Genomic DNA, 23936 nt, shown 5'->3' on the forward strand with positions numbered 1-23936 from the left:
CACGATGCTCCGACAGCTGTGGGCCCTCACCCGGGGGCAGCGTCGCCCGCTGAGCGCCGCCCTGCTCCTCACCCTGACCGCCGCCGCCGTGGGCGTCGCCCAGCCCCTGGCCGCCAAGGGCGTGGTCGACGCCGTCACCTCGCACCGCCCGCTGCTGCTCCCGTGCGGCGTGCTGGTCCTGCTGCTACTCACCCAGGCGCTGATCGGCGCCGGCGCCGCCTTCCTGCTGGAGCGCACCGGCGAGCGGTTCGTCCTGGGCATGCGGACCGGCCTGATCTCCCACCTGCTGCGGGTCCGGATGCACGCCTTCGACCGACTGCGGGTCGGCGATCTCATGGCCCGCGCCTCGACGGACGTGGTCGTCCTGCGGGAGGCGCTGACCCATGTCTCGGTCCAGATCACCACCAACCTGTGCGTCGCCCTGGGCAGCGTCGCCGCCATGCTCGTGCTGGACCCGCTCCTGATGCTGCTCATCCTGGGCGTGCTCGTCGCCTGCGGCCTGGTGATCAACCGGCTGTCGGCGGAGATCGGCCGCTCCTCCACGGCGCTGCAGACCGCCGTGGGCGCGATCTCGGCCGGCCTCGAGCGCGCCCTGTCCGCGCTGCGCACCGTCCGGGCCAACCGCGCCGAACAGCGGGAGATCGACCACCTGGACACGCTCGCGCACCGCGCCTACGACGCGGCGGTGCGCAGCGCCCGGCTCACCGCCGCGGTCGCCCCGACCGCCCAACTGGCCATCAACGCCGCGTTCATCCTGGTTCTACTGTTCGGCACCGCCCGGGTGGACCAGGGCGCCCTGTCGCTCGGCGCCCTGGTGGCGATGCTGCTGTACGCCACCCAACTCACCGGCCCGGTCACCGAACTGATGGAGGGCATCGCCTCGGTGAACCGGGCCAAGGGCTCCGCCGAGCGGATCCGCGAGGTCTACGAGCTCCCCGTCGAGGACGGCGCCGCCACCGCGACCGGCCGCGCCACCCCGTCCCGGCAACCGGGCCCGGCGCCTGCCCCCGCGCTTGAGATCCGCGACCTCCGGTTCGGCTACCGCCCGGACGCCCCCGTCCTCCAGGGCCTCTCCCTCACCGTGCCGCCGCACGCCCTGGTGGCGCTGGTCGGCCCGTCCGGGGCCGGCAAGTCCACCACCTTCGCCCTGATCAACCGGTTCTACGAGCCCTGGAGCGGCAGCCTGAGCATCGATGGCCGGCCCGCCGCCGACCTCGGCCTCGCCGAGTGGCGCTCCCACCTCGCTTGGGTCGAACAGGACTGCCCGATCCTGCACGGCACCCTGCGGGACAACCTCTGCTACGCCGCCCCGGAGGCCACCGACGAGCGGCTCTGGCAGGTCCTCGACCTGGTCAACCTCGCCGAGAAGGTGGAGCGCCTGCCGGACGGCCTCGGCACCGACGTCGGCGAACGCGGCGTACGCCTCTCCAGCGGCGAACGGCAGCGGATCGCCATCGCCCGCGCCGTCCTCGCCCGCCCCCGACTGCTGCTGCTCGACGAGCCCACCGCCCACCTGGACCCGGCCAACGAGGCCGCCCTGACCGTCAACCTGCACAACCTGCGGAAGGAGTGCGCCCTCCTCGTCATCGCCCACCGGATGTCCACCATCGAGGCCGCCGACAGCGTCATCATGCTCTCCGACGGCACCGCCTCCGCCGCCGGAACGTACACCGAACTCCTACGCACCCAACCGGACTTCCGCCGCCTCTCCGGACGGAGGTAGGCCCCGTCTTCCGGATCCGGCCGTGGATCTCCTGTGTCTCCTCCCAGGCCTGGCTTAGGACGATCGGGACCGCCCCACCCTGCCCGCGTCCCGGCGAATGAGTTGACGTAACGTCAGACATCGATGGCAGAACGCGTGACGACGTACGAGAAGAGGTACCGACATGCCCCACCCAGCACACATCGCCATGGTGAACATCCCGGCCCACGGCCACGTCAACCCCAGCCTGGACGTGATCCGGGAGCTGGTCGCCCGCGGCCACCGGGTCAGTTACGTGAACGACCCGTCGTTCGCCGAGCAGATCGAGGCCACCGGCGCCCGGTTCGTGCCGCATGACACGGGCCTGACGGTCCTCCAGGGGGCGGCGGTCGCGCCCGGGACCAATGTGCACGGCATGATCTTCGACGAGGCGCAGGCGATGCTGCCGCGGCTGCGGGAGGTGTTCGAGGACGACCGGCCCGACCTCGTGCTGTACGACTTCATGGCGTACGCGGGGCGGGTGCTGGCCGACGACTGGGACGTGCCGTCCCTGCTGGTCTCGCCGTCCAGGGTCGCCCGGGGGGACTTCGATGCGGAGCCGTTCCGGACGATCATGAAGGCCCTGGAGGCGGACGGTGTCACGGAGCGCTTCGCGCGGTGGCTGGCCGACAACGGGGTGGCGCCCCGCGACATCTTCACCTACATGATGCGGCCGGACCGCGGGATCTCGCTGATCCCGCGGGCGCTCCAGTCCGGGATCGAGGAGGTCGACCCCGAGGTGTTCTCCTTCGCCGGGCCCTGCCTGGACAACCGGGAGCACCAGGGGAGTTGGACCCGGCCGCAGGGCGCGGAGAAGGTGCTGCTGGTCTCGCTCGGCTCCGCCTTCACCCACCAGCCCGCCTTCTACCGCGCCTGTCTGGAGGCCTTCGGCGACCTACCCGGCTGGCACGTCGTGCTCCAGGTCGGCAAGGCGACCGACCAGGCCGAGCTGGGCCCGATCCCGGCCAACGTCGAAGTGCACCCGTGGGTGCCGCAGTTCGCGGTGCTGCAGCAGGCCGACGCGTTCATCACCCACGCCGGGATGGGTGGGTGCAGCGAGGGTCTGTACTGCGGGCTGCCGATGGTCGCGGTGCCGCAGGCCGCCGACCAGTTCGAGAACGCGGACCGGCTGGTCGAACTCGGCGTCGCCCGCCGCGTGGACACCGACCAGGCCACCGCCACCGCGCTGCGCTCCGCCGTACTGGAGCTGACCTCCGACCCGGCCGTGGCGGCCCGGCTGGCCGAGCTCCGCGCCGAGGTCCGGGCGGACGCCGGCGCGCCCAGGGCCGCCGACCTGGTCGAGGCCGCGCTGGTCTGAACGGGCTGACGGCCCGGCCGGGCTGACGGCCAGACCCGGCTGACGGCCTGACCGGGCCCACGGCCTGATCACACGTCCGCCACCGCCCGCCGTGCCGGGCGGTGGCGGACGTCACCGGCTACCGTCGGCCGCCGGTGCGGCGGCCCGGCGTCACTTCAGGTGCCGGTCGTAGAACCGGCCGCCGTCCTCCAGCTCGAACCACGGGGTGCCGACGTGCCCGCCCAGGTTGGCGTGCATCGTCTTCTCCTTGCTGCCGAAGGCGTCGAAGAGGTCCAGGGCCCGCTGCCGGGGGTTCCCCTCGTCGTCCCACTGGAGCAGGAACAGCAGCGGGACGGTGACCTGCCGGGCCTCCTCGCGCTGGGCGCGGGGCACGTATCCGCCGGCGAAGAGGCCGGCGGCCGCGATGCGCGGATCGGCCACCGCCAGCCGGATGCCGAGGGCGGTCCAGCCCGAGTAGCCGACCGGGCCGGCGAGCTCGGGCAGTTCGAGCAGGGCGTCCAGGGTGGTGCGCCATTCCGGGAGGGCGCCTTCGACCAGCGGGCCGACGAGGGATTCGAAGATCTCGTCGACCGGTTCGCCGGCCTGCATCGCCTTGCGGAGGTCGGCGCGGGCCTGGTCGGCTGCGGCGGAACGGGGCCGATCGCCGCACCCGGCGGCGTCGATGGTGGCCACCGCGTAGCCCTGCGCGGCGGTGTGCCGGGCCCGGGCGGCCAGCCGGGGCTCGCGCCGGGGCAGGCCGTTGTTGTGGGCCATCAGGATCAGCGGGGCGGGTGCGGATCCGGTCGTCCACAGGGTGCCGGGGATCTCGCCGAGGGTGAATTCGCGTTCGAGGACGCCGTCGTCGTGGCGCTGCTCGGAAGTGAACTGCATGGTCGTGCCTTTCGGGAGTGCACTGGAACGGCGCTCCCGGACGACCTACCGCCCGACCGTGACCCCGGAGGGGAGCACCCATGTCGTTACTGCGTTCACGGGTACCACCTCCTCGTTCTCTCGCACGGCCTCCGGAAAGGTAGCACCGGTCACCCGGGGCCGCCAAAGGGATTTCCGCGCGGCCGACCGGGGCCCGCTCGCCTCGACCTCCACCTGACGCGCAGACAGGTAAGGCTTGCCTTGCTTTCCGCTCACGGCCACTCCTAAGGTAAGTCCTCAGACAACCTGAGGTCAGGCCCGGAAGGCGGCGAGCACCTTGTCGGTGAGGCGGTCCAGGTAGTCGGGGGCGGTCGGGGTGTGGACGACCGCGAGGCGCCAGTAGAGCGGGCCGGCGAGCAGGTCGAGGGCGAGCTCGCGGTCGACGTCGGCGGGGAGTTCGCCGCGGCCGACCGCCCGCTCCAGGAGTTCGGTGGCCTTGCCGCGGCGGGTGTCGCGGACGGCGGCGAACAGCGCCTCGGCCAGTTCGGGCGTGCGGCCGCCCTCGGCGATCAGGTCGGGGATGATCCGGGCGGCCAGCGGCTGGTTCAGCGCGCCGGCGACCTCGGTGAGGAAGGCCAGGACGTCACCGCGCAGGGTTCCGGTGTCGGTGCTCCCGGAGGCGTCGACGGCGACGGCGGAGACCAGGTCGACGGTCATCTCCAGCTTGGACGCCCAGCGGCGGTAGATGGCGGCCTTGCCCGCGCCGGCCCGCTTGGCGACCGCCTCCAGGGACAGCCGGGCGTAGCCGACCGCCGCGAGTTCCTCGAAGAAGGCGGCGGCGATCGCCTCGGTCACCGAGTCCTGGAGGACCGGCCCGCCGGGCAGCCTGCGGGCGGGAGGCCGGCCGGGGGCGGACGCGGGGGTCGGCGGCTGGGGCGCTGCGGGAGAGCTGGGCATACCGCCGAACCTACACGAGGCGGAACGGTTGCGTCTCGACTGGACGGGGTCTATCGTCGATCTCGAAGGCGAGACGGACCCGTTCCGTCTCGACTAACGGTTCCGTCTCAACCACCCGGGGTGCACCATGCGATTCCTGTACGAGGACGAGTCCTTCTCCTTCGAGGCGCTGCGCGCGGCCGGCTTCGCCAACGACGGCGGCGCCGACCTGGGCGAGGTCCTGACCACCGTCCGCAAGGTCGGCGAGGGCGACGAGGAGGCCTGGCTGCGCGAATGGAAGAACACCGCGGAGCGCGTCCACGCCGTCGGCACCCGCGCCCTCGCCGCCGGCCACCGGGTCAGCGCCCGCGAGGCCCTGCTGCGCGCCTCCAACTACTACCGCACCGCCGAGTTCTACCGCCGCGACGACCCCGCCCACGACCCCGAGGTCAAGACCCTCTCCGCGCTCTCCCGCGAGACCTTCGCGACCGCCGCGGGGCTCCTGGACACCCCGGTCGAGGCCGTCCGCATCCCCTACCAGGACACCACCCTGCCCGGGTACCTCTTCCTCGTCGACGACTCCGGCCTCCCCCGCCCGACCGTCGTCTTCACCAGCGGCTTCGACTCCACCCTGGAAGAGGCCTACTTCGTCATCGGCGCGGCCGCGCTGCGCCGCGGCTACAACGTGCTGGCGTACGACGGGCCCGGCCAGGGCGCCGTCCTGCGCGAGCAGGGGCTGGTCTTCCGCCCGGACTGGGAGGCCGTGGTCACCCCGGTGGTCGACTACGCGCTCACCCGCCCCGAGATCGCCCCCGACCGGATCGCGCTGTTCGGCTACAGCCTCGGCGGCTACCTCACCGCCCGCGCCGCCGCCCACGAACACCGGCTGGCCGCCCTGGTCCTGGACGACGGCGTCTACGACTACCACGAGGCCCACACCCGGCTCATGCCGCCGTTCCTGAGCGAGTGGGTCGAGACCGGGCGCGACGACCTGGCCGAGCCCGTCCTGGCCCTGCTCATGCAGGCCGGCACCAAGCTCCGCTGGGCCCTGCGCAACGGCGTGTGGACCTTCGGCGCCGACTCCGTCGCGGACTACGTCCGCAAGACCGCCGCCTACACCCTCGACGGCGTCGCCCAGCTCATCGACTGCCCCACCCTCGTCCTGGACGCCGAGGACGACCAGTTCTTCCGCGGCCAGCCCCAGCGCGTCGCCGCCGAGCTGACCTGCCCCCACACCCTGGTCACCCTCCCCGAGGCCGAGGGCGCGGGCGAGCACTGCCACATGGGCGCCATGGCACGGTTCCAGCAGGTCACCTTCGACTGGCTCGACACCACCCTCGCCCCGGCCGCCGGGCCCTCGGCCTGATCCGGCGGGACCGGGCACCGGTCATCCCCACCCCCCGTCGACGGCGACCGGTCACCCTCGAACAGCCAGCCTCGACAGCCACCCTCGAACAGCCACCCTCGACAGCCGCCCTCGATCAGCCGCCCTCGGCCAACGCGCCGAGGGCGGCGCCGAGTTCGGTGCGGCGGGTGATCCCCAGCGCCGCGTAGGTCTGGTACAAGTGCGCGCCGACGGTCCGGTGCGAGATGAACAGGCGCTCGGCGATCTGCTTGTTCGTGAGTCCGGAGGCCGCGAGCCGGGCGATCTCCAACTTCTGGGCGCTCAGGCCGTGGTGGCCCGACCCGTCGGGTTCGGCCACGGCGAAGCCGGCCGCCCGCAGTTCCGTCTTCGCGCGGTCCGCCCAGGGGCGGGCGCCCAGTTCCTCGAAGGTCGCCAGCGCGGCGCGCAGCGGCGTCCTGGACTCGGTCGTCGCCCGGGCCCGGCGCAGCCGTTCGCCGTGGGCGAGCCGCACCCGGGCGTGGTCGAAGCGCCAGCGCTCGCCGCCGGGGGTGTCCAGGGCCAGGGCGAAGAGGCGCAGCGCCTCCTCATCGTCCTCGGCGCACAGCGCGGCCGAGGCCTCCACCAGCATGGCGTGCCGGGAGGAGACGGCGGCGATGCCGGTCTCCCGCATGGCGCGGACGTGCGCGGCGGCCTCCTGCCGCCGGTCGCTGCGCACGCCGGCCTCCACCAGGTGCGCGGCCACCCAGAGCGCGTGCGGGACGTGCGAGCGGAGGGTGCCGGCCGGGCTGACCGCCTCGGCGTGCTGGTAGGCGAGCGCGAAGTCCCCGCTGCCCAGGGCCGCGACGGCCGCGGCGTGGTGCGCGTAGTGCCCGGCGCAGGGCGCGCCGTGGCGGTCGGCCCAGCCGATGACCGCGCCGGCCGTCGCGAGGCTCTCGTCGGTGTGGCCGCGGGCGCCCAGGACGATGGCCTCGATGTACCGGAAGTACCAGGCGAAGGCGCTGTACCCGTGGTCCTCGCAGGCCCGCAGGCCCTCCCCGGCGAGGTCGAGCGCCTCGTCCCAGGCGCCGGTGAGGTAGTCGTCCAGGCAGAGGTGGATGAGGGCGGAGATGTAGCGCCGGGCCGGGCCGCCCTCGCGGCCGCTGCGCACCACCTGCCAGGCGGGTTCGCGGACTTCGCCGAGGCGGTCGAGGTAGAGGGCGCCGGTGCCGACCCGGGTGGTCCGCACCGGGTCGGCACCGTCCCCTCCCCAGGCCCGCTCCGTTTCCCGGGCCTCCTCCATCCCCCGGGCCCGCTCCGTTCCCCGGGCCGCCTCCGTTCCCCGGGCCCGCTCGCTCCCGTCGGTCAGCGAGGCCGTGAGGGCGTCCAGTTGCCGGTGCGCGTCCGCGCCGGTGCGGGCGGGGTCGGAGAACGTCCGCCCCAGAACGGTGAGGATGGCCGGGGGCTCGGGGGTGAGGCGTTCCAGGGCCCGGTGGTAGGAGCGCCAGAGGTCCTCGTGGGCGCCGAAGAAGCAGATCACGGCGAGGACGTGCAGCGCGTCGACGAGCGCCTTGTCGTCGGCCCGGTACCGGTGGGTGCCGGCCGAGCACTCGACGGCGGAGGTCAGCAGCCGGTGGGCGGCGGCCACGTCGCCGTCCCCGTTGAGCAGCAGCAGGGCCGAGGCCGTGGCGGAGTGCAGGGAGTCCTCGCCGGCCGGAGCGGCCTGCCGGGCGTCGTCCAGCAGGCGGCGGGCACTGCCGAGGGCACCGGTGGACTCCGCCCCCAGGTAGGCGGCCTCCCCGAGGCGGCGGCCCCGGTCCGGCCCCTCCGGGGTGAGCTCGGCCGCGCGGACCAGGGTGCGCATCGCCCCGGCGGCGTCACCCCGGCGCAGGGCGAGGCCGGCGGCGTGCTCCAGCACCGCCGCGACCTCCTCGTCCGGCTCCAGGGTGGCCTCGCCCAGGTGCCAGGCGTTTCGCTCGGGCCGGTCGGCCAGGGCGGCGGCCAGCGCCGCGTGCGCGGCCCGCCGTTCGCGGCTCGGGGCCCGCCCCACCACGGCGGAGCGGATGAGCGGGTGACGGAAGGCCAGCCGCTGCTCGCCCTCCTCGATCCGGACCAGGCGCTCGCGCTCGACCGGCGCGAGATCGTCCAGGCCGGGGCCGCCCCCGGGGTGGCGGGCGGCGGCCTGCAGCACCCGGAGGTCGCCGGTCCCCTCCAGGGCGGCGAGCAGCAGCAACTGCTGGGAGGCGGCGGGCAGGCCGGTGACCCGGGAGCCGAACAGCGCCTCCAGCCGGGTGCTCAGGGACGGCACGGCGGGAGAATCCGCGGTGCCGGGCCGCAGGGCGGTGGGCAGTTCCAGGAGGGCCAGCGGATTGCCGCCCGCCTCGGTCAGCAGCCGCTGGTGCGCGGCCCGGGAGAGCCCGGGGAATCGACTCCGGAGCAGCCGGCCGGCCGACTCCTGGTCCAACGGCGACAGGTCGTACGGGGGCAGGTCGTACGGGGGCAGGTCGTACGGGGGCGGGGTGCGGCCGTCGTCCGCCCCCGGCTCGCCGGGGCGCGCCGCCGCGACCAGGCTGATGCCCAGGCCGGACACCCGCCGGGCGACCGAGCCGAGCACCGCCGCGCTGGCCCGGTCGACCCAGTGCAGGTCGTCGACGACGAACAGCAGCGGCCCGCCGTCGGCGATCGTCTGGAGCAGCCGCACCACGGCGTTGGCCACCAGCAGGTGTTCCGGCGCCGGCCCGGGCGCGAAGCCGAGCGCCACCCGCAGGGCGTCACGCAACCCGTCGTCAAGCTGCTCCAGCGCGCCCAGGAACGGGAAGAAGGCCTGGTTGAGGCCCGAGTAGCCGCAGTGGGCCTCGAACTCCACGCCGGAGGCCCGGAGCACCCGGGCGCCGTCCGCGAGCGCGGTGGCCGCCAGCGCGTCCAGCACGGCGCTCTTGCCGACCCCCGCCTCCCCGGACAGCAGCAGCGCCCCGCCGCCCGCGCCCAGCCGCAGCCGGTCGCCGAGCCGCCGCAGGTCGTCGTCCCGCCCGACCAACGAGCCCCCGGGTCCGGGAACGCCCCTGTCCGCCACCGCCGTCTCCCCTCCCCGAGGACCGCTCACCCACCCACGCCCAGCAGCCGGATCCACCGAGGAAACCCCCCGCATCGGCCTGAACGCCCTGGTCAGGTCCAGTATGACGGACCTGGAAGGGCCCGCTGCGCACTGGACCGAACGGTGCCCGGGCCGTCGTGCGACCGGACCGGGCAGGGCGTCGACCTGGCGTCCGACCGACTCTGGCAGCACAGCGCTGGACCCGCGAGTCCACCGACCTAGCCCTGCCCTACGGCCCCGTGTCGTCACGCCCCGCGCCGTCACGCCCCGTGTCGCCGCGCCCCGGGCCGGGCGCTCAGCCGAGCCCCTGATGAGGCGACACCACCGGGACGCCCTCCGGCCGCCCCGCGAGCAGCGCCGCGACGTGGTCCGCGCAGCGCAGCGCCGCCTCGGCCATGGCGCGCCTCGTCATCCCGGCCACGTGCGGGGTGAGCAGGGCGTTGGGCAGCCCGAAGAGCGGCGAGGCGAAGGCGGCGTGCTCATGGGCGAAGGTGTCCACGGCGGCCGCCGCCGGTGCGCGGTGCGGATCGCGCAGGGCGTCGGCGAGGGCCCGCTCGTCCACGATGCCGCCGCGGGCGGTGTTGAGCAGGATCGACCCGGGCCGCATCCGCGCCAGTTCCGCCCGGCCGATCAGCCCGGCGGTGCCCGGGGTGAGCGGGACGTGCAGGGACACCACATCGCTGGTGGCGAGCAGTACGTCGAGGGAGTCGAGCAGGCGCACCGCCGGGTGGGACGTCGAACGCGGCGCGTAGCCCTGGACGGTCATGCCCAGCGCCGTGGCGCGTCGAGCCAGCGCCGAGCCGATCCGCCCCAGCCCGACGATCCCCAGGGTCAGCTCGGACAGCTCGACCGCGGGCTCGCTCGGCGCACTCCAACGGCCTTGCTGCGAAGCCTCGTTGTACGGAAGCAGGCCTCGGGTCAGGGCGAGCAGTTGGGCAAGCGCGAACTCCGCGACGGCGTCCGCGTTGGAGCCGGGCGTGTGGGTGACGGCCACCCCGTGCCGCGCGGCGGCGGCCAGGTCGACGTGGTCGGTGCCCGCCCCGGCCCGTCCGATCACCCGGAGCCGGTGGCCCAGCGCCCGGTCGGTCGCCGCCGCGAGCAGCGCGGCGCGCAGCGGCACTCCCGCCCGGGACTTGACCGCCTGGTACCCGCGCCCGTCCCGTACGACCTCCTCGATCAGCGCCGCCTCGTCGAACGGGTCGACATCGGTGAACTCCACCCGCTCCCCCCACCGGGCCGCCGCACCCGCCGGATCCGCCACCCGCCGCAGGTTCAGCGTGACGGCCAGCCCGTGCCCGACCATCCGCTCCAACTCCCGGTCGAGCAACTCCCCCGGCGCCGCATCCACCAGCAGCACCCTCATCCCGCACCGCCCGCCGAGCGCAGCGCGGCGTGGAACTCGGTGAACCGGCGCACCAGTTCGCGGGTGTCGACCGGGTTGATCTCCAGCTGCAGCAGGCAGCTCCCGTCTGCGCCCAGCCACAGCCGCAACCGCGGAAGGTCCATCGTCTCTCCTCCGTACCAGTGGGTATTCCCGGCCACGGCAGATCCGGCGGCGGCGCACGGCGCACCGGCCCGCGCGGTTCGTTGTCCGGTGCCCCACCCCATGACCTGGTTCTCCGTTCCTCGGCCTGTCCCCGATCATGCCCGGCCCCTCTGACAGACCGTCGGCCGGCTGCGCCGCCGCTCGCCGGGTGCGGGCGCGCCAGGTGCCGCTCGCGGTCCTCGCGGTGTGACGGGCTTCCACCGCTTCCACCGGTGACCTCCACAAGCGGCCCGCTCCGGCAAAGGAATGTCCCCCGGCTCCGGCCGTTCCGGGGCTGACCTGGCAGGATCTGCCGCCATGACGCACTACGGGACGCCCGGGACGCCGGTTGCCGGGCCGTCGCACCGCCGGAACGGCCGGGCCGGTGCCCGGCCGGAGAAGCGGGGGAAGAACGACGTGCCGTGGCCGCGGCGGCCGTTGTCGACGGCGCTGTGGATCCCGGCGGCGGCCGTGCTGATGCCGCTGGGTGGGGCGCTGGGGGCGTTCGGGGCGTGGTTCCTCGTCCCGTCGCTGGCGTTGGTCCTCGCCGGGGGGATCGGCCTGATCTACGCCGTGCTGTGCCTCTGCCAGCCCACGGCGCTGCGGTGTCTGGCGCTGGCACTGCTGCTGGCGCCGCTGCTCGCGGTGCCGCTGATGAGCATGAACACCGCCCAGTCCACCGTGCTGTCGATGCGCGGCACGACCCATCCGGGCACGGTCGCCGACGTCCGGGTGAGCCACGGCAAGACCACCAGCTACTCGTGCGCCGTGCGCTACGACGGCGCCCCGGGGCGCACCGAGTCCGTCAGGTGCGGGTCCGGCGACACGGTGGGCGAGCGGGTCTCCGTCACCGAGGACCCGGACGGCCTGGTGGAGCCGGAGTTCACCGACATCGCGGAGAACCCGCGGTTCGACCTCGCCATGGTGGGCATCGCCGATGCCTCGCTGGTGGTGATCGCCGGTGTCGCGTCCGGCGTCGGTGCCCTGCTGTACCTGCTGCGCCGGCACCGGAATTCCGTTGCGGGGGCATCGGGCGGGCGGACATCATCCCTGGATGGAGCCGGCTGAGCAGGAAATCGTCCTGGGTGAGGTGACGCTGCGCCGTTTTCGCGGCGAGGCGGACCTCCCCGAATTCTTCCGGGTCATCGAGGAGTCGCTGGAGCACCTGCGGCCCTGGATGCCGTGGGTCGCCGAGCACAGTCCGGCGAAGACCACCGAGTTCCTGGCCGAGCGGTCGGCGCTGTGGGAGAGCGGCACGGACTTCACCTACGCGATCCTGCTGGACGGGGCGATCGTCGGCGCCTGCGGACTGTTCCGGCGGGCGGACACCCCCGAGGACGGCCGGGAGATCGGCTACTGGCTGCATCCGGCCGCCACCGGCCGCGGCATCGCCACGCGGGCCGCCCGGGCGCTCACCGAGCAGGCCTTCCGGCTCCCCGGCGTGGCCTTCGTCGAGATCGTCCACGACCCGGCCAACCGGGCCAGCGGCGCCGTCCCGGCCCGGCTCGGCTTCACCCAGCACCTGCGCCGCCCGTCCGAGGCCATCGCCCCGGCGGAGACCGGAGAGGAGTTGGTCTGGCGGCTCCACCGCGCCTGACGAGCCCCGGGAGAGGGCCCGGCGGTCCGCTTCCGTGGGGGTGGCGTACGGACCGCCGGGCGGCGCCGGACGGACGGGACGATCCGGCCGGGCACCGTGGGAACGAACGCGGCCGGAGACTCCCGTCCTCCGCGCGGAGCGCCCCATCTCGAACCCCGCGTGCCGGCCGCACACCCTCTGCCGCGGCCTTGCGCGTTCGTTCCCACGCCCAGGAGAGCGCTCGACGGGCGGTCGGATAACACTTTTCTGCTCCGACCTTCTCCTCAGACTTCTCCGCTGACTTCTCGTCCGGCCCTGACCTCCGACTCGCCCCCGCCCGTCCCCGCCCCGTGATCGTCTACGCTCGGCTGGATGCGCGCGGCCGACCCGGGCCGCCGCCGAGCCCCGCCCACCCGTACGACCAGGAGAACGAGCCCGTGTCGCACGCCCCCGTGATCCGCAGTGACGTCCCCGGGTCCTTCGCCCGGGCCGTCTTCCACGAGCGCCACCCCCGGCTCGTCCGGCAGGTCCTCGACGCCCTGCCGTACGGCCCGGTCGAGCGGGCGGCGGTCGAACGGCTGCTGACGGAGAGCACCGGCGGCGTCCTGGAGCCACTGGGCGAGGACGCCGCGGACGCCGCCGAGTGGCGGCGGTGGGGTGCGGGCCTGTGGGGCAGGCCGTGGGGCGAGGCGCCGTTCCTGTGGGCGGAGAGCTACTTCTACCGCCGGCTGCTGGAGGCCACCGGGTACTTCCGGCCCGGCGCCTGGCAGGGCATCGACCCGTTCGCGCCGTTCAAGGACGCCGAGCTGGCCGGGGCCACGGTGGACGGCGAACTGGCGGCGCTGAGCGAGCTGGACGCCCTCCCGCCGACCCGCCGGGCGGACGCGCTGCTGACCTCCGCGCTGTGGGGCAACCGCGCCGACCTCAGCTTCCAGCTCACGGCCCGGCCCGGCGCCCCGGCCGCCGCCGAACTGCTCGCCGACGACCGCGCGCGGATCTGGGCCGGGCTACGGCGAGGCGAAGGCGGCGGGCGGGTCTGTCTCATCGCGGACAACGCCGGCCGGGAGCTGCTCCCGGACCTCGTGCTGATCGACCACCTGCTGACCGGCGGCCTGGCCGCCGAGGTGGTCCTCTACGTGAAGCCGCAGCCGTATTTCGTGTCCGACGCGACCACGGCCGACGTCCTGGCCTCCCTCGCCCGGCTGCGCTCCGCGCCGTCACCGACGGCAGCGGCCGTCGGCAGCCGGCTGTGGCGGGCGATGGGCGGCGGCTCGCTCGTGATCCGCACCCACCCGTTCTTCTGCGCGCCACTCCCCTACCACGACCTGCCCGCCGGCCTCCGGGCCGAACTCGCGGGCGCGGCACTGACGATCCTCAAGGGCGACCTCAACTACCGCCGCCTGGTGGGCGACCGGCTCTGGCCCCCGACCACCCCGTTCCGGGACACCGCTGGCCATTTCCCCACCCCCGTGGCGGCCCTCCGCACCCTGAAGTCCGATGTGATCGTCGGCCTGGACGCCGACACCGTCACCCGCCTCGACGCGACCGCCACCCCGTGGCGCACCGACGGCCGCCACGCCGTCATCCAGTTCTGCCCGTAGCCGTAGCCGGAACGCAAGGGCTGGTACGACGCCGACCAGGGCACCGCCGCCCGGCCCGTTCGGGGCGCGGCCTCCCAGGCCCGGCAGGCCCAGGCCGCACAGTCGCGCGGCTGAGCCGCCCGCCCGACGCCCCCGCCCGACGCCCCCGGCACCTCCCGGCCGGGGCGGCCCGGTACGGTGTGACCACCCGTCACCCGGTCACGCCCGCGCCGCGGGTGGGCGGGCCCGGGGCGAGCACGGAGGAGCCGACCCGCCATGGCCCAGCCCGAGACCACGGACCGGGGGCCCGCGCGGGCGCTCGTGTCGGCCGCGCTCGACCGGGCCGCCGCCGTCGAGCAGCTCAACGCGTTCATCACGCTCGACGCCGAGCGGGCGCTCGCGGCGGCGGACCGCCGGGACGAGCGGGGCGGGGCGGCGCCGTGGTGCCTGGTCGTCAAGGACAACATCCATGTCGCGGGCCTGCCCAACACCGCCGGGACGCCCGGGCTCAGCGGCTTCGTCCCGGACGCCGACGCGCCCGTGGTCGCGGCGCTGCGGTCGGCCGGGGCGATCGTGCTGGGCAAGACCAACATGCACGAGCTGTCCCTGGGGGCCACCTCGTGCAACCACACCTTCGGGGCCGTCGGGAACGCCACCGACCCGGCCCTGTTCGCGGGCGGGAGCAGCGGCGGCACGGCGGCCGCGGTGGCGGCGGGCGTGGCGGAGGCGGGGCTGGGCACCGACACCGGCGGCTCGGTCACCATCCCGGCCGCGCTCAACGGGATCTACGGGCTGCGCCCCAGCGCCGGGCGCTACTCCTCGACGGGGGTCACCCCGCTGTCGACCACCCGGGACACCCCCGGGCTGATGGCCCGCTCGCTGGAGCGGCTCAGCACGCTGGACGCCCTGGTCACCGGGGACGCCCTGATCACCGGGGAGGCCCTGATCACCGGGGAGCCCGCGGAGCCCCTGGGGCCCCGGGCCGCCGGGCGGCCGCTGCGGCTGGGGCTGCCCCGGCAGGTGTTCGCCGAGGACCTGGAGGGCCCGGTCCAGGCCGGCTGGGAGGCCGCCGTCGAGCGGCTCACCGCGGCGGGGGCGCAGTGGGTCCCGGTGGACACGGCGCAACTGGCCGAGGCCGACGCCCGGATCGGATTCCCGCTGGTCTTCGGCGAGTTCGCCGCCGCCCTGGGCCGCTACCTCGACGAGCACCGCGCCGGGATCGGCTCCGCCGAGGTGATCGCCGCGGTGGCCGACCCGGACATCGCGGCGCTGCTCGGGGCGACCGCCCTGCCCACCGCCCCCGGGTACCCGGGCCCCGAGGGCCTGCGCCGGGCGCTGGACGCGCGCCGCGCGCTCCAGGAGGCCTACGCCGAGCTGTTCGGCGCGCACGGGCTGGACGCCGTCCTGAGCCCCACCGTCCCGGTATGCGCCCGGCCGCTGCGCCGGTACGAGGACAGCCTGCCGCTCAACGGCCGGGCCGTGCCCACCTTCCACACCCTGATCCGCAACACCTCCCCGGCGGCCACCGCGGGCCTGCCCTCGGTGACGATCCCGCTCCCGGTCGACGGCTCCGCCCCGGTCGGGGTCCAGCTGATCGGGCCCCGGCTGGCCGACCGGGCCCTGCTGGCGGTGGCGGCGCGGGTCGACGCCCTGCTGCGCGCCTGACGGCCGCGCGCCCCCGGCTCCCCCGCACGCCGGGCCGGTGCCCCCGTACTCCGCCGCCCCGGGCCCGCGGCCCCGGGGCGGGCCCCACCTCGGGGTACGGGTCCGTACGGACGACACGAACGACCCGCGAGTCCCCCGGACCGTTCGTGGGCCGGCCGACACCACGTCAGGAAGCTTGTACCGAACCGTCCCTTTCCTCATACTTCCGGACAGCGCCTGTCAGGGGCAGATCATCCCGTCGTGCTTCCGGAGAGCACCGGCCGGAACCGCCCACCGCCTGACCGCGCCTCACGGCCCCGAACCCGCCGGGGCCCCGCACTCCCAGGAGGAGCCCGGTGAGGACCATGCGCAGGACCACCCGCAGCCCCCACACCCCCCACACCCCCCACACCCCCCGGACCGCCCGCACCACCCGCACCGGCGCCGGGCGCCCCGGCCGGCTGCTCGCCGTGGCCCTCGGCCTGCTGACCGCCACCGCGGTCGCCGTGCCGGGCGCCGCCGCCGCACCCGCCCGGACCGCCACGGCCGAGCAGCTCGCCTCGGTGAGCGACGCGGTCGAGAACGCCGGGGTCGACGGCACCGCCTGGTACGTCGACGAGGACGCCGGCCGGGTCGTGGTGACGGCCGACAGCACCGTCCCCCCGGCCGAGCTGGCCAGGATCGCGCGCGCCGTCGGCACCGACGCGCCCACCCTCACCATCCAGCGCGTCCCCGGGCGGTTCACCCCGCTGCTGGCCGCCGGGGACGCCGTCTACGGCGGCCGGTACCGCTGCTCGCTCGGCTTCAACGTGGTCAGCGGCAGCACCCACTACTTCCTGACCGCCGGGCACTGCGGGAACGTCGCCTCCACCTGGTACGCGGACGGCGCCCACAGCACCCTGATCGGGCCGACCGTCGCCTCGACCTTCCCCGGCCACGACTACGCCCTGGTCCGCTACGACAACGGCGCGCTCGACCACCCCGGCGGCTTCACCTCCGCCCCCAACGCGTACGTCGGCGAGTCCGTCACCCGCACCGGGTCGACCTCCGGCACCCACAGCGGCCGCGTCACCGGGCTCAACGCCACGGTGCGCTACACCGGCGGCGGCGTCGTCCGCGGCCTGATCCAGACGAATGTCTGCGCCGAGCCGGGCGACTCCGGCGGCCCGCTGTACGAGGGCACCAAGGCGCTCGGTCTGACCTCGGGCGGCAGCGGCGACTGCACCTCCGGCGGGACGACGTTCTTCCAGCCGGTGAACGCGGCACTCACCACGTACGACGTCCACGTCTACTGACGCCCGAACAGCCACCCCCGCCGCACCCTGAACAGCCGTCCGCCCGCCGCACCTCAGGGGTGCGGCGGGCGGACGGCCGTGCGGTGCGGTCACCGCGGGCGGGCGCTCAGCCCGCGTAGACGTCCTCGACGTAGCGGCCGGCCTCGACCAGGCCCTGCAGCCAGTCCTGGGCCTGCTGCTCGTCCGCGCCCGGCGTGTGCTCCCGGTAGAGCGCCCGGAAGGCCTCCCGGACGCCCGGCGCCATCCGGGCGCCGTCGCCGCACACGTACACCTCGGCCCCGGCGGCGAGCAGCTCCCAGACCTCCGCCGCCTCGGCCGCGATGCGGTCCTGGACGAAGCGCCGCCCCTCCTGCGGCCGCTCGCTGAACGCGGGTCGCATCGAGACCGCGCCGGCCAGCTCGGCCGCCTCCAGCTCGGCCCGGTGCAGGTAGTCGGCGTCCGGGGCGTCGCAGCCGAAGTACAGCAGGGCCGGGGCGAGGTCGGCGCCCTGGGCCCGCAGCGCCCGGCGGTCGGCGACGGCGCCGCGGAACGGCGCCAGTCCGGTGCCCGCCGCGATCATCACCACGGGGGTGCGGTGGTCGATCCGGAACGCCTCCCGGCAGGGCTGCACCCTGGCCAGCACGGTGTCCCCGACGGCCAGCCGGTCCAGGTAGCCGGAGCCGGTGCCCCGGTAGGTGCCCCGGCCGGAGCGGGCCGGCGCGTTGAGCACCGAGACCATCAGGTCGACCTCGCGCCCGCCGCCCTCCTGCCCGGCGGGCGAGGAGGCAGCCGCGGCGGCGGGCGAGGAGGAGATCGAGTAGTGCCGGGGCCGGATCGGGGGCAGCAGCTCCAGCAGCACCGGCCAGCTCAGCGCCTCCCGCAGCGCCGGGTGGTCCTCGATCAGGTCGAGCAGGGTGCGCGGGTCGTCGGCGGGCAGCGCGCGCAGGGCGGCCTGCTCGGGCGGGCAGGGGTTGAGCGCCGCCAGCGTGGCGCGCTGCTCGGCGGTCGGCCGGTCCTGCAGCTCGACCTGGTGGGTGAGCAACTCCCTTACGGTGAGCGGTCGGTCGACGGCCAGGCCGGTGCGCCGGTGGGCGACGATGCCGAGCATCGTCTCCGGGTCGGCGCCGAACAGCCTGGCGGCGCGCTCGACCAGGGCGGGGTCGTTGGCCGGCAGCACGGTGAGGTGGTCGGCGGTCCGGTACTCGGCGCCCTCGGGCAGCGCCAGCCGGACGAGGCGCTTGACCCGGTGGTACCCGGGGTCGGTCAGACTGCCGACCGCGGTGACGGTCAGCTCGCTCATGCCGTGCCGGGTGGCCAGCGCGTGCAGCGGGCCGCCGACCAGCTCGGTCACCGTGTACCCGGCCTCCTCCCGGGGCGGGGTCACGGCGTCGGCGTCGCCGTGCCGGGCCAGCAGCAGCCCGGTCAGCGCCTCGGTGAACTCCCGTACGGTGCCCGCGAGATCGCCGGAGGCGTCGGCCTCGGCGCGGTCGAGCAGCCGGGTGCCGCCGAGCGCGGTGAGCCGCTCGTCGATCAGGGTGGGGATCCGCTGGTAGGTGGCGGCGTAGGTGCGGTCGCCGATGCCGAGCACGGCGTACTCGACGCGGTCGGCCGAGCCGTCCGGGGCCTCGCGCAGCCGGCGGACGAACTCGGCCGCGTCGTCGGTGGGTTGGCCGTTGTACGAGGCGGCCGTGATCACCACCAGCCGATCGGTCGGCAGCCCGTCGGCGTAGGCGTCCAGCGCGGCGGTCTCCGTGTCGCAGCCCAGTTCGGCGGCGGCGTCCGCGAGTTGGCGGCTGAAGTCGCGGCAGGCGCCGTAGTTGGAGCCGTGCAGGAGCAGCAGGCCGGTGCCCTGGCGGACCCGCCCGGCGCGCTCGGCCGACTCGGTGGTCCCGGCCCTCAGGGCCGGCTGCGGGCGCCGGACCGGCGGCGCCGGGGTGCGCAGGGCGAGGGCCAGGGTGAACCCGTCGGGCTTGATGGTGAGCGTCTGCTTGAGGGTCAGCCGGTAGCCGGCGTGGTCGATCAGCCGGTAGCGGTGAACCAGCATGCCCAGCAGCATGGTCGCCTCGTGCAGCGCGAACTGGCGCCCGATGCAGGCGCGTTCGCCGGTGCCGAAGGGCTTGAAGGCGTGCGGCGAGCGGGCCGACTCGCGCTCCGGGTCGAACCGGGAGGGGTCGAACAGCTCCGGGTTGTCGCCCCAGGCCGGGTCGCGGTGCAGCATCGGGGTGAGCACGAAGATCGGCGTCCCCGGGCGGACCGGGATCCGGCCGCCGAGCAGGGTCTCCGCGCGCGCCTCCCGGCTGAACTGGGGCGCCGTCGGCCACAGTCGCAGCGCCTCGTTGAGCACCTGCCGGGTGTACCGCAGCCGGCCGACGTCCTCGTACGAGGGCTCCGGGTCGGCCTGGTCGCCCCAGAGCGCGTCCACCTCCTGCTGGACCAGCCGGAGTTCGGACGGGTTCTTGGCCAGGTAGTGCAGCGCGAAGGACAGCGCGCCCGAGGTGGTCTCGTGGCCGGCGATCAGGAAGGTGATCACCTGGTTGCGGATGTTCTCCATGTCCAGCCGGCTGCCGTCGGCGGGATGCACCGCGCCGAGCATCAGGCCCAGCAGGTCCTCGGCCGGGCCGGCCTCGGCACCGCTCCCGGCCCGGGCGGCGATCACCTCGTCCACCACCCCGGCCAGGTAGTCGGCGTCCCGGCGGAACGCGGCGTCGCGCTCGCCGTGGTCCAGCTCGGGGTCGCGGGTGAGCTTGGTCATCGCCCACTCCAGGCAGCGCACCATCGCCTCCACGAACGGGTGGGGTTCGTCCCGGTCGAAGGAGCCGAAGTCGAAACCGAACCCGGCCAGCCCGATGGTGTCCAGGGTCATCCGGGTCATGTCGCCTGGCACGTCCACGGTCAGCCCGGCGGCCGCGCGGCGGTCCCAGGACTCGATCACCCGGCGGGCCACCTTCAGCATCACCGGGTGGTAGGTGCGCATCGAGCCGAGCGCGAAGGCGGGCATCAGGATGTCGTGCGCCCTGGCCCAGTTCGGCTCGTCGTTGTAGGCGGTGAACAGGCCGTCCCCGGTGAACTCGCGGACGTTCTCCAGGGCCGGGCCGACGGCCTTGGTGAAGCGCTCCTCGTCGGCCAGCTCCTCCACCAGCTCCAGGCTGCTGACCATCAGGACCTCGCGGCCGTGCAGGCGCTGGAGGAAGGCCGAACCGTGTTCTCTGGCCAGTTCCATGGTCCGCAGCACCGGGACGCTGACCGGCGGCAGGTCGGAGATGTCCACCAGCGGGACGCCCAGGGCCCGGGGTGCGGCCTGACTCCCGGCGGTCCCGGTCACGTTCGCTGCGGTCACGTTCGCGGCGGTCACGTTCGCGGCGGGCACGTTCGCGGCGGTATCGCTCACGCTCACGGCCCCGCTCGGTGTCGCCGGCACGGCCTCGGTCGTGGTTTCGGTCATCGGTAGGTCCCTCCCACGGCGAAAGTTCTCGGTATCTCCACTCTCTGCCCTCGCCGGACGCGCCGGGCGGCGATCACTACATGATTGTGTAGTCCCAGCGGCATCCGGAGACTTGCCCACGACCCGTCGGATCTGCCGGGGGCGGTTGCCGCGGGAGGAGAACGAGGGATGCGACCGACCGACGGCTGCGGTCCGGCACCGGACACCCGCCTGGACGCCGCCGTGACCTGGCGCAACCGGGCCCTGCGCCTGCTGGACCACAACCCGCTGCCCATCGCGGTGTGCGAGTGGGGCGGCCGGATCCTGATCGTCAACCGGGCGATGGCCGCCGAGTTCGGCGGACTGCCGGGGCAGTTGCGCAACCGCCGGATCCTGGAGTACTTCACCCTGCGGGACGGCACGTCCCTCCAGACGCTCGCCGAGGCGATCCGGCTGCACCGCCGCTCGCAGTACTCGGTCGGGGTCTCCTGGACGCCCGCGGGCGGCACCGAGCGGCAGGGCGAGATGACCGTCGACCTCGTCAGCGACACCCCGGAGCAGACCCCGAACCTGCTGCTCTCGCTGCGCGCCCTGGACGAACCCGCCACCCGACCCGCGCCGACCGTCCCGACCCCGCGCCCCGAGGCCAGCCCGATCGAGGCCCGCATCCTGGCCGCCGCCGCCCGGGGCGCCACCACCGCCCGGATCGCCAAGGAGGTCGGCCTCACGCCGGACGGCGTCAACTACCACCTCACCCGCCTCTCCCGCCGCTGGCACCTGCCCAACCGGACCGCCCTGGTCGCCCACGCCTACGCCCTCGGCGTCCTCGCCCCCGGCACCTGGCCCCCGCAGCCGGCCCCGCCGCACTGACCGGTACGGCCCGGGGCCCGCGAATGGACGCACCTGACTCGCCGTCACCCCCGGCGCGTGGTCTCGTAAGGCGCATGATCACTGCATCCCCGGCCCGCCTGACCCGCCTGGCCGTCCCGCTCGCCGCCACCGCCGTCCTCCTCCTCGCCGGCTCCGCCCCCGCCTGGGCGCTCCCGGCCGACGTCACCGCCGAGCAGTGCCAGGAGGCCGGCGGCACCGTGCAGGGCGGCGGCTACTGCGTGGGCGCCGTCGGCGAGGACCAGTGGGGGGCGGACATCGACGGGCAGGGCATCGCCTGACCGACCCCCGACCCCCGACCCTCCCCCGACCCCGGATGCGGGCCCAGGGTCTGTCCGGCGGACCTTGCCGGACAGACCCTCGACGTCACCGTCGTGTCGGCGGAATGTCGCGGACCGGTAAAAGCAGCACCCCCTGCCCCACCCCCGCGCTGACCAGCCGCTACGCTCTGGGCCGCGCCGCGCCACGGGGGCCGGCGGATCCACCACGGGGGGACCCACAGTGCGCTACCTGGTCCGCGACCGCATGTTCGCCTTCCACGAGGAGGCCTGGATAGAGACCGAGCACCGGGAGAAGCTCTACCGCGTGAACCGGAAGTTCTTCCGGCTGCGCCGCACCTTCGCCCTGGAGGACACCCGCGGCGAGCACGTCGCGAGCATCGTCCGCAAGGCCTTCACCTTCCACCACACCCTGCTGATCAAGCAGGAGGGGCAGCCGACCGCGAAGGTCAGCAAGAAGCTGTTCAAGCTCTTCGGCGACCGCTTCAAGGTCCGTCTCGGCGACGGCCGCAAGCTGCGGATCAACGGCAACCTGTGGGACCGCGAGTTCGACATACGCCACGAGGGCACCACCCTGGCGCACGTGTCCCGCCGCTGGTTCGCCATCCGCGACGCCTACGCCGTCGACGTGATGAGCCAGCAGGACGCCCTGCTCCTGGTCATCCTCGCGGTCTGCGTCGACCACGTGCTCCAGGACGCCAAGGGCGACCAGCTGACCAACCTCTGACGGGCGCTACCGCGCGCCCAGGACCGCCGGGTCCTCGGCGAGTTCGGCGAGCAGGGCGTCCAGCTTGGGCCGGTCGACCGAGGGCATCACGAAGACGTGCACGTAGCTGCGCCGGGTGGCCTCGTCGCCCGGCACCATCACCACGTCCTGGGAGGACAGCGACCACTTGGCCACCAGCTCCGGGCTCGGCTTGCGGAACCGCACGGTGACGGCGCCGGGGGTGCGGGCGGGCCAGAGCTCGACGCCCAGCTCCCGCTCCATGGCGACCAGCCGCCGCTCCAGGTAGGCCGCGAGCTCCTGGGCCTCGCGGATCCGCGCCACCTGGTCGCGGTAGGAGTGGCGGGACAGGTGGTCCCAGAGGATCAGCGGCGAGAAGCCGTTGCGGGAGCCGGCGAACGTGGTGTCCGGCGCGCCGATGTAGTCCGGCTGGGACGGCGGGGAGATCTGGTACTTGACCTTGGTCATGTAGATGCCGCAGGGCCAGGGCGCACCCGCCCACTTGTGGCCGCTCATCGCGATCGAGGAGACCATGTCCACCTCGCCGTGCGCCGCGGTGGGCAGCCGCAGCCCGAAGTCGAACTCGGGCAGCCGGGCCTCCGGCGTCCAGCCGTACGCCGGGTCCTCGGCGGCCAGCCGCAGGAACGGCGCGTAGCCGGCGCCGAGCGCGCCGTCCACGTGGATCCAGAAGCCGCGGCGCACGTCCACCAGCGGCCGGCCGGTCTGCGGGCAGCTGCCGTAGACGACCTCGCGCCGCACCAGCCCGTACCGCTCGAAGATCGGCAGCAGGCGCTCGCAGACCGCGCGGACGTCGTCGTGGGCGCCCTTGAAGGTGCTGCCGAGGTTGAGGTTGACGAAGACCGGGTGGCCCTTGGCGGCGAAGAACTCGACCAGCACGGCCAGGGCGTCCACGTCTATCTCGCCGGGGCCGTCCCAGGACAGGCCGGACGGGCCCGGGCGGGAGGGCACCTCGGTGGGCCAGGTACGCAGGCCGGTCGCCGGGTCGACCAGCGGGCACTCGTCGGCGTACTTCTCCAGGCCGACGGCGTGGAAGGTCTCCACGCCCAGGACGGCCACGGCCTTGGCGAAGGAGTAGTGGGTGTCCTCGGAGTAGAACGCCACCGGGTGGTGGGCGTTCGGGTTCCGCCGGTCGGGGTCCGCCTTGACGTAGCGCACGGCGTCGAAGGGCGCGGCCGGCGGCTGGATCAGCGCCTTGCCGCTCAGGTAGTCCCGGGCGTTCCACAGGGCGTACATGTTGCCCTCGGTGGAGCCCATGGACAGCATGTAGCCCCAGTAGGACTCCGGGTCGGCCGGGTCGTGCGGGCGCTCGGCGTGCCAGAGCTTCGCGTAGTAGTCGAGCACGGCCCGCTCGACGACCTTGGTGTTGGGCTTGTAGCCGCCGCTCTGGAACGGGTCGCCGAGGTTGTTGATGTTGTTCGGCAGGAAGCGGGCGAGGTCCAGCGCGGTGCCCTGCATGTCCTGGGTGGCCTGGTAGCCGACCAGGTGCTTGCGCTTGCGGGTCAGGTACTCGTCCACGGCGTCCAGGGCGCGCAGCCGGTGGTCGTCGTCCAGGCCGCCCTCGGGGAGGGCGAAGTCGCCGCCGTCCAGCTCCGGACCGGGGTCGACGGCGGTCTCGGCGGTGGGGAAGGCGGTCGGACTCATGGACGGAACGCTCCGGGGGGTGCGGGGGACTGCGGGACGGCCGTCACCCTCGGTGCCGGTGACGACCGTCGGTAAGGATGGAACTTTCGAGCGCCCCGGGGAAGC

18 protein-coding genes are annotated in these 23936 nt (G+C 74.7%); 11 read left to right on the top strand and 7 right to left on the bottom strand.

Annotated elements, in window-relative coordinates:
- Positions 1-4 precede the first annotated feature (4 nt).
- Together ACZ47G_RS11450 and ACZ47G_RS11455 are read left to right on the top strand one after the other, a co-directional pair.
- A complete protein-coding gene (locus tag ACZ47G_RS11450; RefSeq protein WP_465741346.1) occupies positions 5-1723 on the top strand; it encodes an ABC transporter ATP-binding protein in 1719 nt (572 codons plus the stop codon).
- Positions 1724-1886: 163 nt separating this feature from the next.
- Positions 1887-3059: a macrolide family glycosyltransferase gene (locus ACZ47G_RS11455; protein ID WP_465741348.1), complete on the top strand. Its 1173-nt coding sequence runs from the start codon at positions 1887-1889 to the stop codon at positions 3057-3059.
- Positions 3060-3209: 150 nt separating this feature from the next.
- On the opposite strand, the gene ACZ47G_RS11460 is transcribed toward ACZ47G_RS11455, so the two are convergent.
- Both ACZ47G_RS11460 and ACZ47G_RS11465 read right to left on the bottom strand, forming a co-directional pair.
- Positions 3210-3929, bottom strand: a complete 720-nt coding sequence (locus ACZ47G_RS11460) for a dienelactone hydrolase family protein (protein WP_465741350.1) — start codon at positions 3927-3929, stop codon at positions 3210-3212.
- Positions 3930-4220: 291 nt separating this feature from the next.
- The gene (locus tag ACZ47G_RS11465) at positions 4221-4865 is read right to left on the bottom strand and encodes a TetR-like C-terminal domain-containing protein (RefSeq protein WP_465741352.1); all 645 of its coding nucleotides are present in this window, start codon (positions 4863-4865) and stop codon (positions 4221-4223) included.
- A gap of 127 nt (positions 4866-4992) precedes the next feature.
- On the opposite strand from ACZ47G_RS11465, the gene ACZ47G_RS11470 reads away from it, so the two are divergent.
- Positions 4993-6210 (top strand): alpha/beta hydrolase family protein, encoded by a 1218-nt coding sequence (locus tag ACZ47G_RS11470; RefSeq protein ID WP_465741354.1) that lies wholly within the window; start codon positions 4993-4995, stop codon positions 6208-6210.
- Positions 6211-6325: 115 nt separating this feature from the next.
- On the opposite strand, the gene ACZ47G_RS11475 is transcribed toward ACZ47G_RS11470, so the two are convergent.
- The 3 genes from ACZ47G_RS11475 to ACZ47G_RS11485 all read right to left on the bottom strand — a co-directional run bounded on the left by ACZ47G_RS11475 (position 6326) and on the right by ACZ47G_RS11485 (position 10765).
- Entirely contained in the window at positions 6326-9238 is a 2913-nt protein-coding gene (locus ACZ47G_RS11475) for a helix-turn-helix transcriptional regulator (RefSeq protein ID WP_465741356.1), read from the bottom strand.
- Between the two features lie 316 nt (positions 9239-9554).
- A complete protein-coding gene (locus ACZ47G_RS11480) occupies positions 9555-10607 on the bottom strand; it encodes an NAD(P)-dependent oxidoreductase (RefSeq protein ID WP_465741358.1) in 1053 nt (350 codons plus the stop codon).
- A gap of 11 nt (positions 10608-10618) precedes the next feature.
- Complete coding sequence (locus ACZ47G_RS11485) at positions 10619-10765, bottom strand: hypothetical protein (RefSeq protein ID WP_465741360.1); 147 nt, start codon at positions 10763-10765, stop codon at positions 10619-10621.
- 337 nt (positions 10766-11102) lie between these two features.
- On the opposite strand from ACZ47G_RS11485, the gene ACZ47G_RS11490 reads away from it, so the two are divergent.
- The 5 genes from ACZ47G_RS11490 (at position 11103) to ACZ47G_RS11510 (ending at position 16879) form a co-directional block, all read left to right on the top strand.
- Entirely contained in the window at positions 11103-11852 is a 750-nt protein-coding gene (locus ACZ47G_RS11490; protein ID WP_465741362.1) for a hypothetical protein, read from the top strand.
- Complete coding sequence (locus ACZ47G_RS11495) at positions 11839-12381, top strand: GNAT family N-acetyltransferase (protein WP_465741364.1); 543 nt, start codon at positions 11839-11841, stop codon at positions 12379-12381. Before ACZ47G_RS11490 ends, ACZ47G_RS11495 begins: the two co-directional genes overlap by 14 nt.
- Before the next feature lie 416 nt (positions 12382-12797).
- Positions 12798-13961, top strand: coding sequence for a damage-control phosphatase ARMT1 family protein (locus ACZ47G_RS11500; protein WP_465741366.1), 1164 nt, complete (start codon positions 12798-12800; stop codon positions 13959-13961).
- Positions 13962-14216: 255 nt separating this feature from the next.
- Positions 14217-15605 (top strand): amidase family protein, encoded by a 1389-nt coding sequence (locus ACZ47G_RS11505; RefSeq protein ID WP_465741368.1) that lies wholly within the window; start codon positions 14217-14219, stop codon positions 15603-15605.
- Positions 15606-15949: 344 nt separating this feature from the next.
- Entirely contained in the window at positions 15950-16879 is a 930-nt protein-coding gene (locus ACZ47G_RS11510) for a S1 family peptidase (RefSeq protein WP_465741370.1), read from the top strand.
- A gap of 106 nt (positions 16880-16985) precedes the next feature.
- On the opposite strand, the gene ACZ47G_RS11515 is transcribed toward ACZ47G_RS11510, so the two are convergent.
- A complete protein-coding gene (locus ACZ47G_RS11515; RefSeq protein ID WP_465741372.1) occupies positions 16986-20300 on the bottom strand; it encodes a bifunctional cytochrome P450/NADPH--P450 reductase in 3315 nt (1104 codons plus the stop codon).
- Between the two features lie 168 nt (positions 20301-20468).
- Here ACZ47G_RS11515 and ACZ47G_RS11520 point away from each other — a divergent pair, with 168 nt between their 5' ends.
- The 3 genes from ACZ47G_RS11520 (at position 20469) to ACZ47G_RS11530 (ending at position 22172) form a co-directional block, all read left to right on the top strand.
- Entirely contained in the window at positions 20469-21149 is a 681-nt protein-coding gene (locus tag ACZ47G_RS11520) for a PAS domain-containing protein (protein WP_465741374.1), read from the top strand.
- A 74-nt stretch (positions 21150-21223) separates the two neighbouring features.
- On the top strand, positions 21224-21448 hold the full coding sequence (locus tag ACZ47G_RS11525) for a hypothetical protein (protein ID WP_465741376.1): 225 nt from the start codon (positions 21224-21226) through the stop codon (positions 21446-21448).
- A 220-nt stretch (positions 21449-21668) separates the two neighbouring features.
- Positions 21669-22172: an LURP-one-related/scramblase family protein gene (locus ACZ47G_RS11530; protein ID WP_465741378.1), complete on the top strand. Its 504-nt coding sequence runs from the start codon at positions 21669-21671 to the stop codon at positions 22170-22172.
- Between the two features lie 6 nt (positions 22173-22178).
- Here the strand turns inward: ACZ47G_RS11530 and ACZ47G_RS11535 are convergent, their stop codons facing one another.
- Positions 22179-23831, bottom strand: a complete 1653-nt coding sequence (locus tag ACZ47G_RS11535; protein ID WP_465741380.1) for a PLP-dependent aminotransferase family protein — start codon at positions 23829-23831, stop codon at positions 22179-22181.
- Between the last annotated feature and the right edge of the window lie 105 nt (positions 23832-23936).

The sequence above is a fragment of the Kitasatospora sp. NPDC030952 genome, from assembly GCF_055571335.1.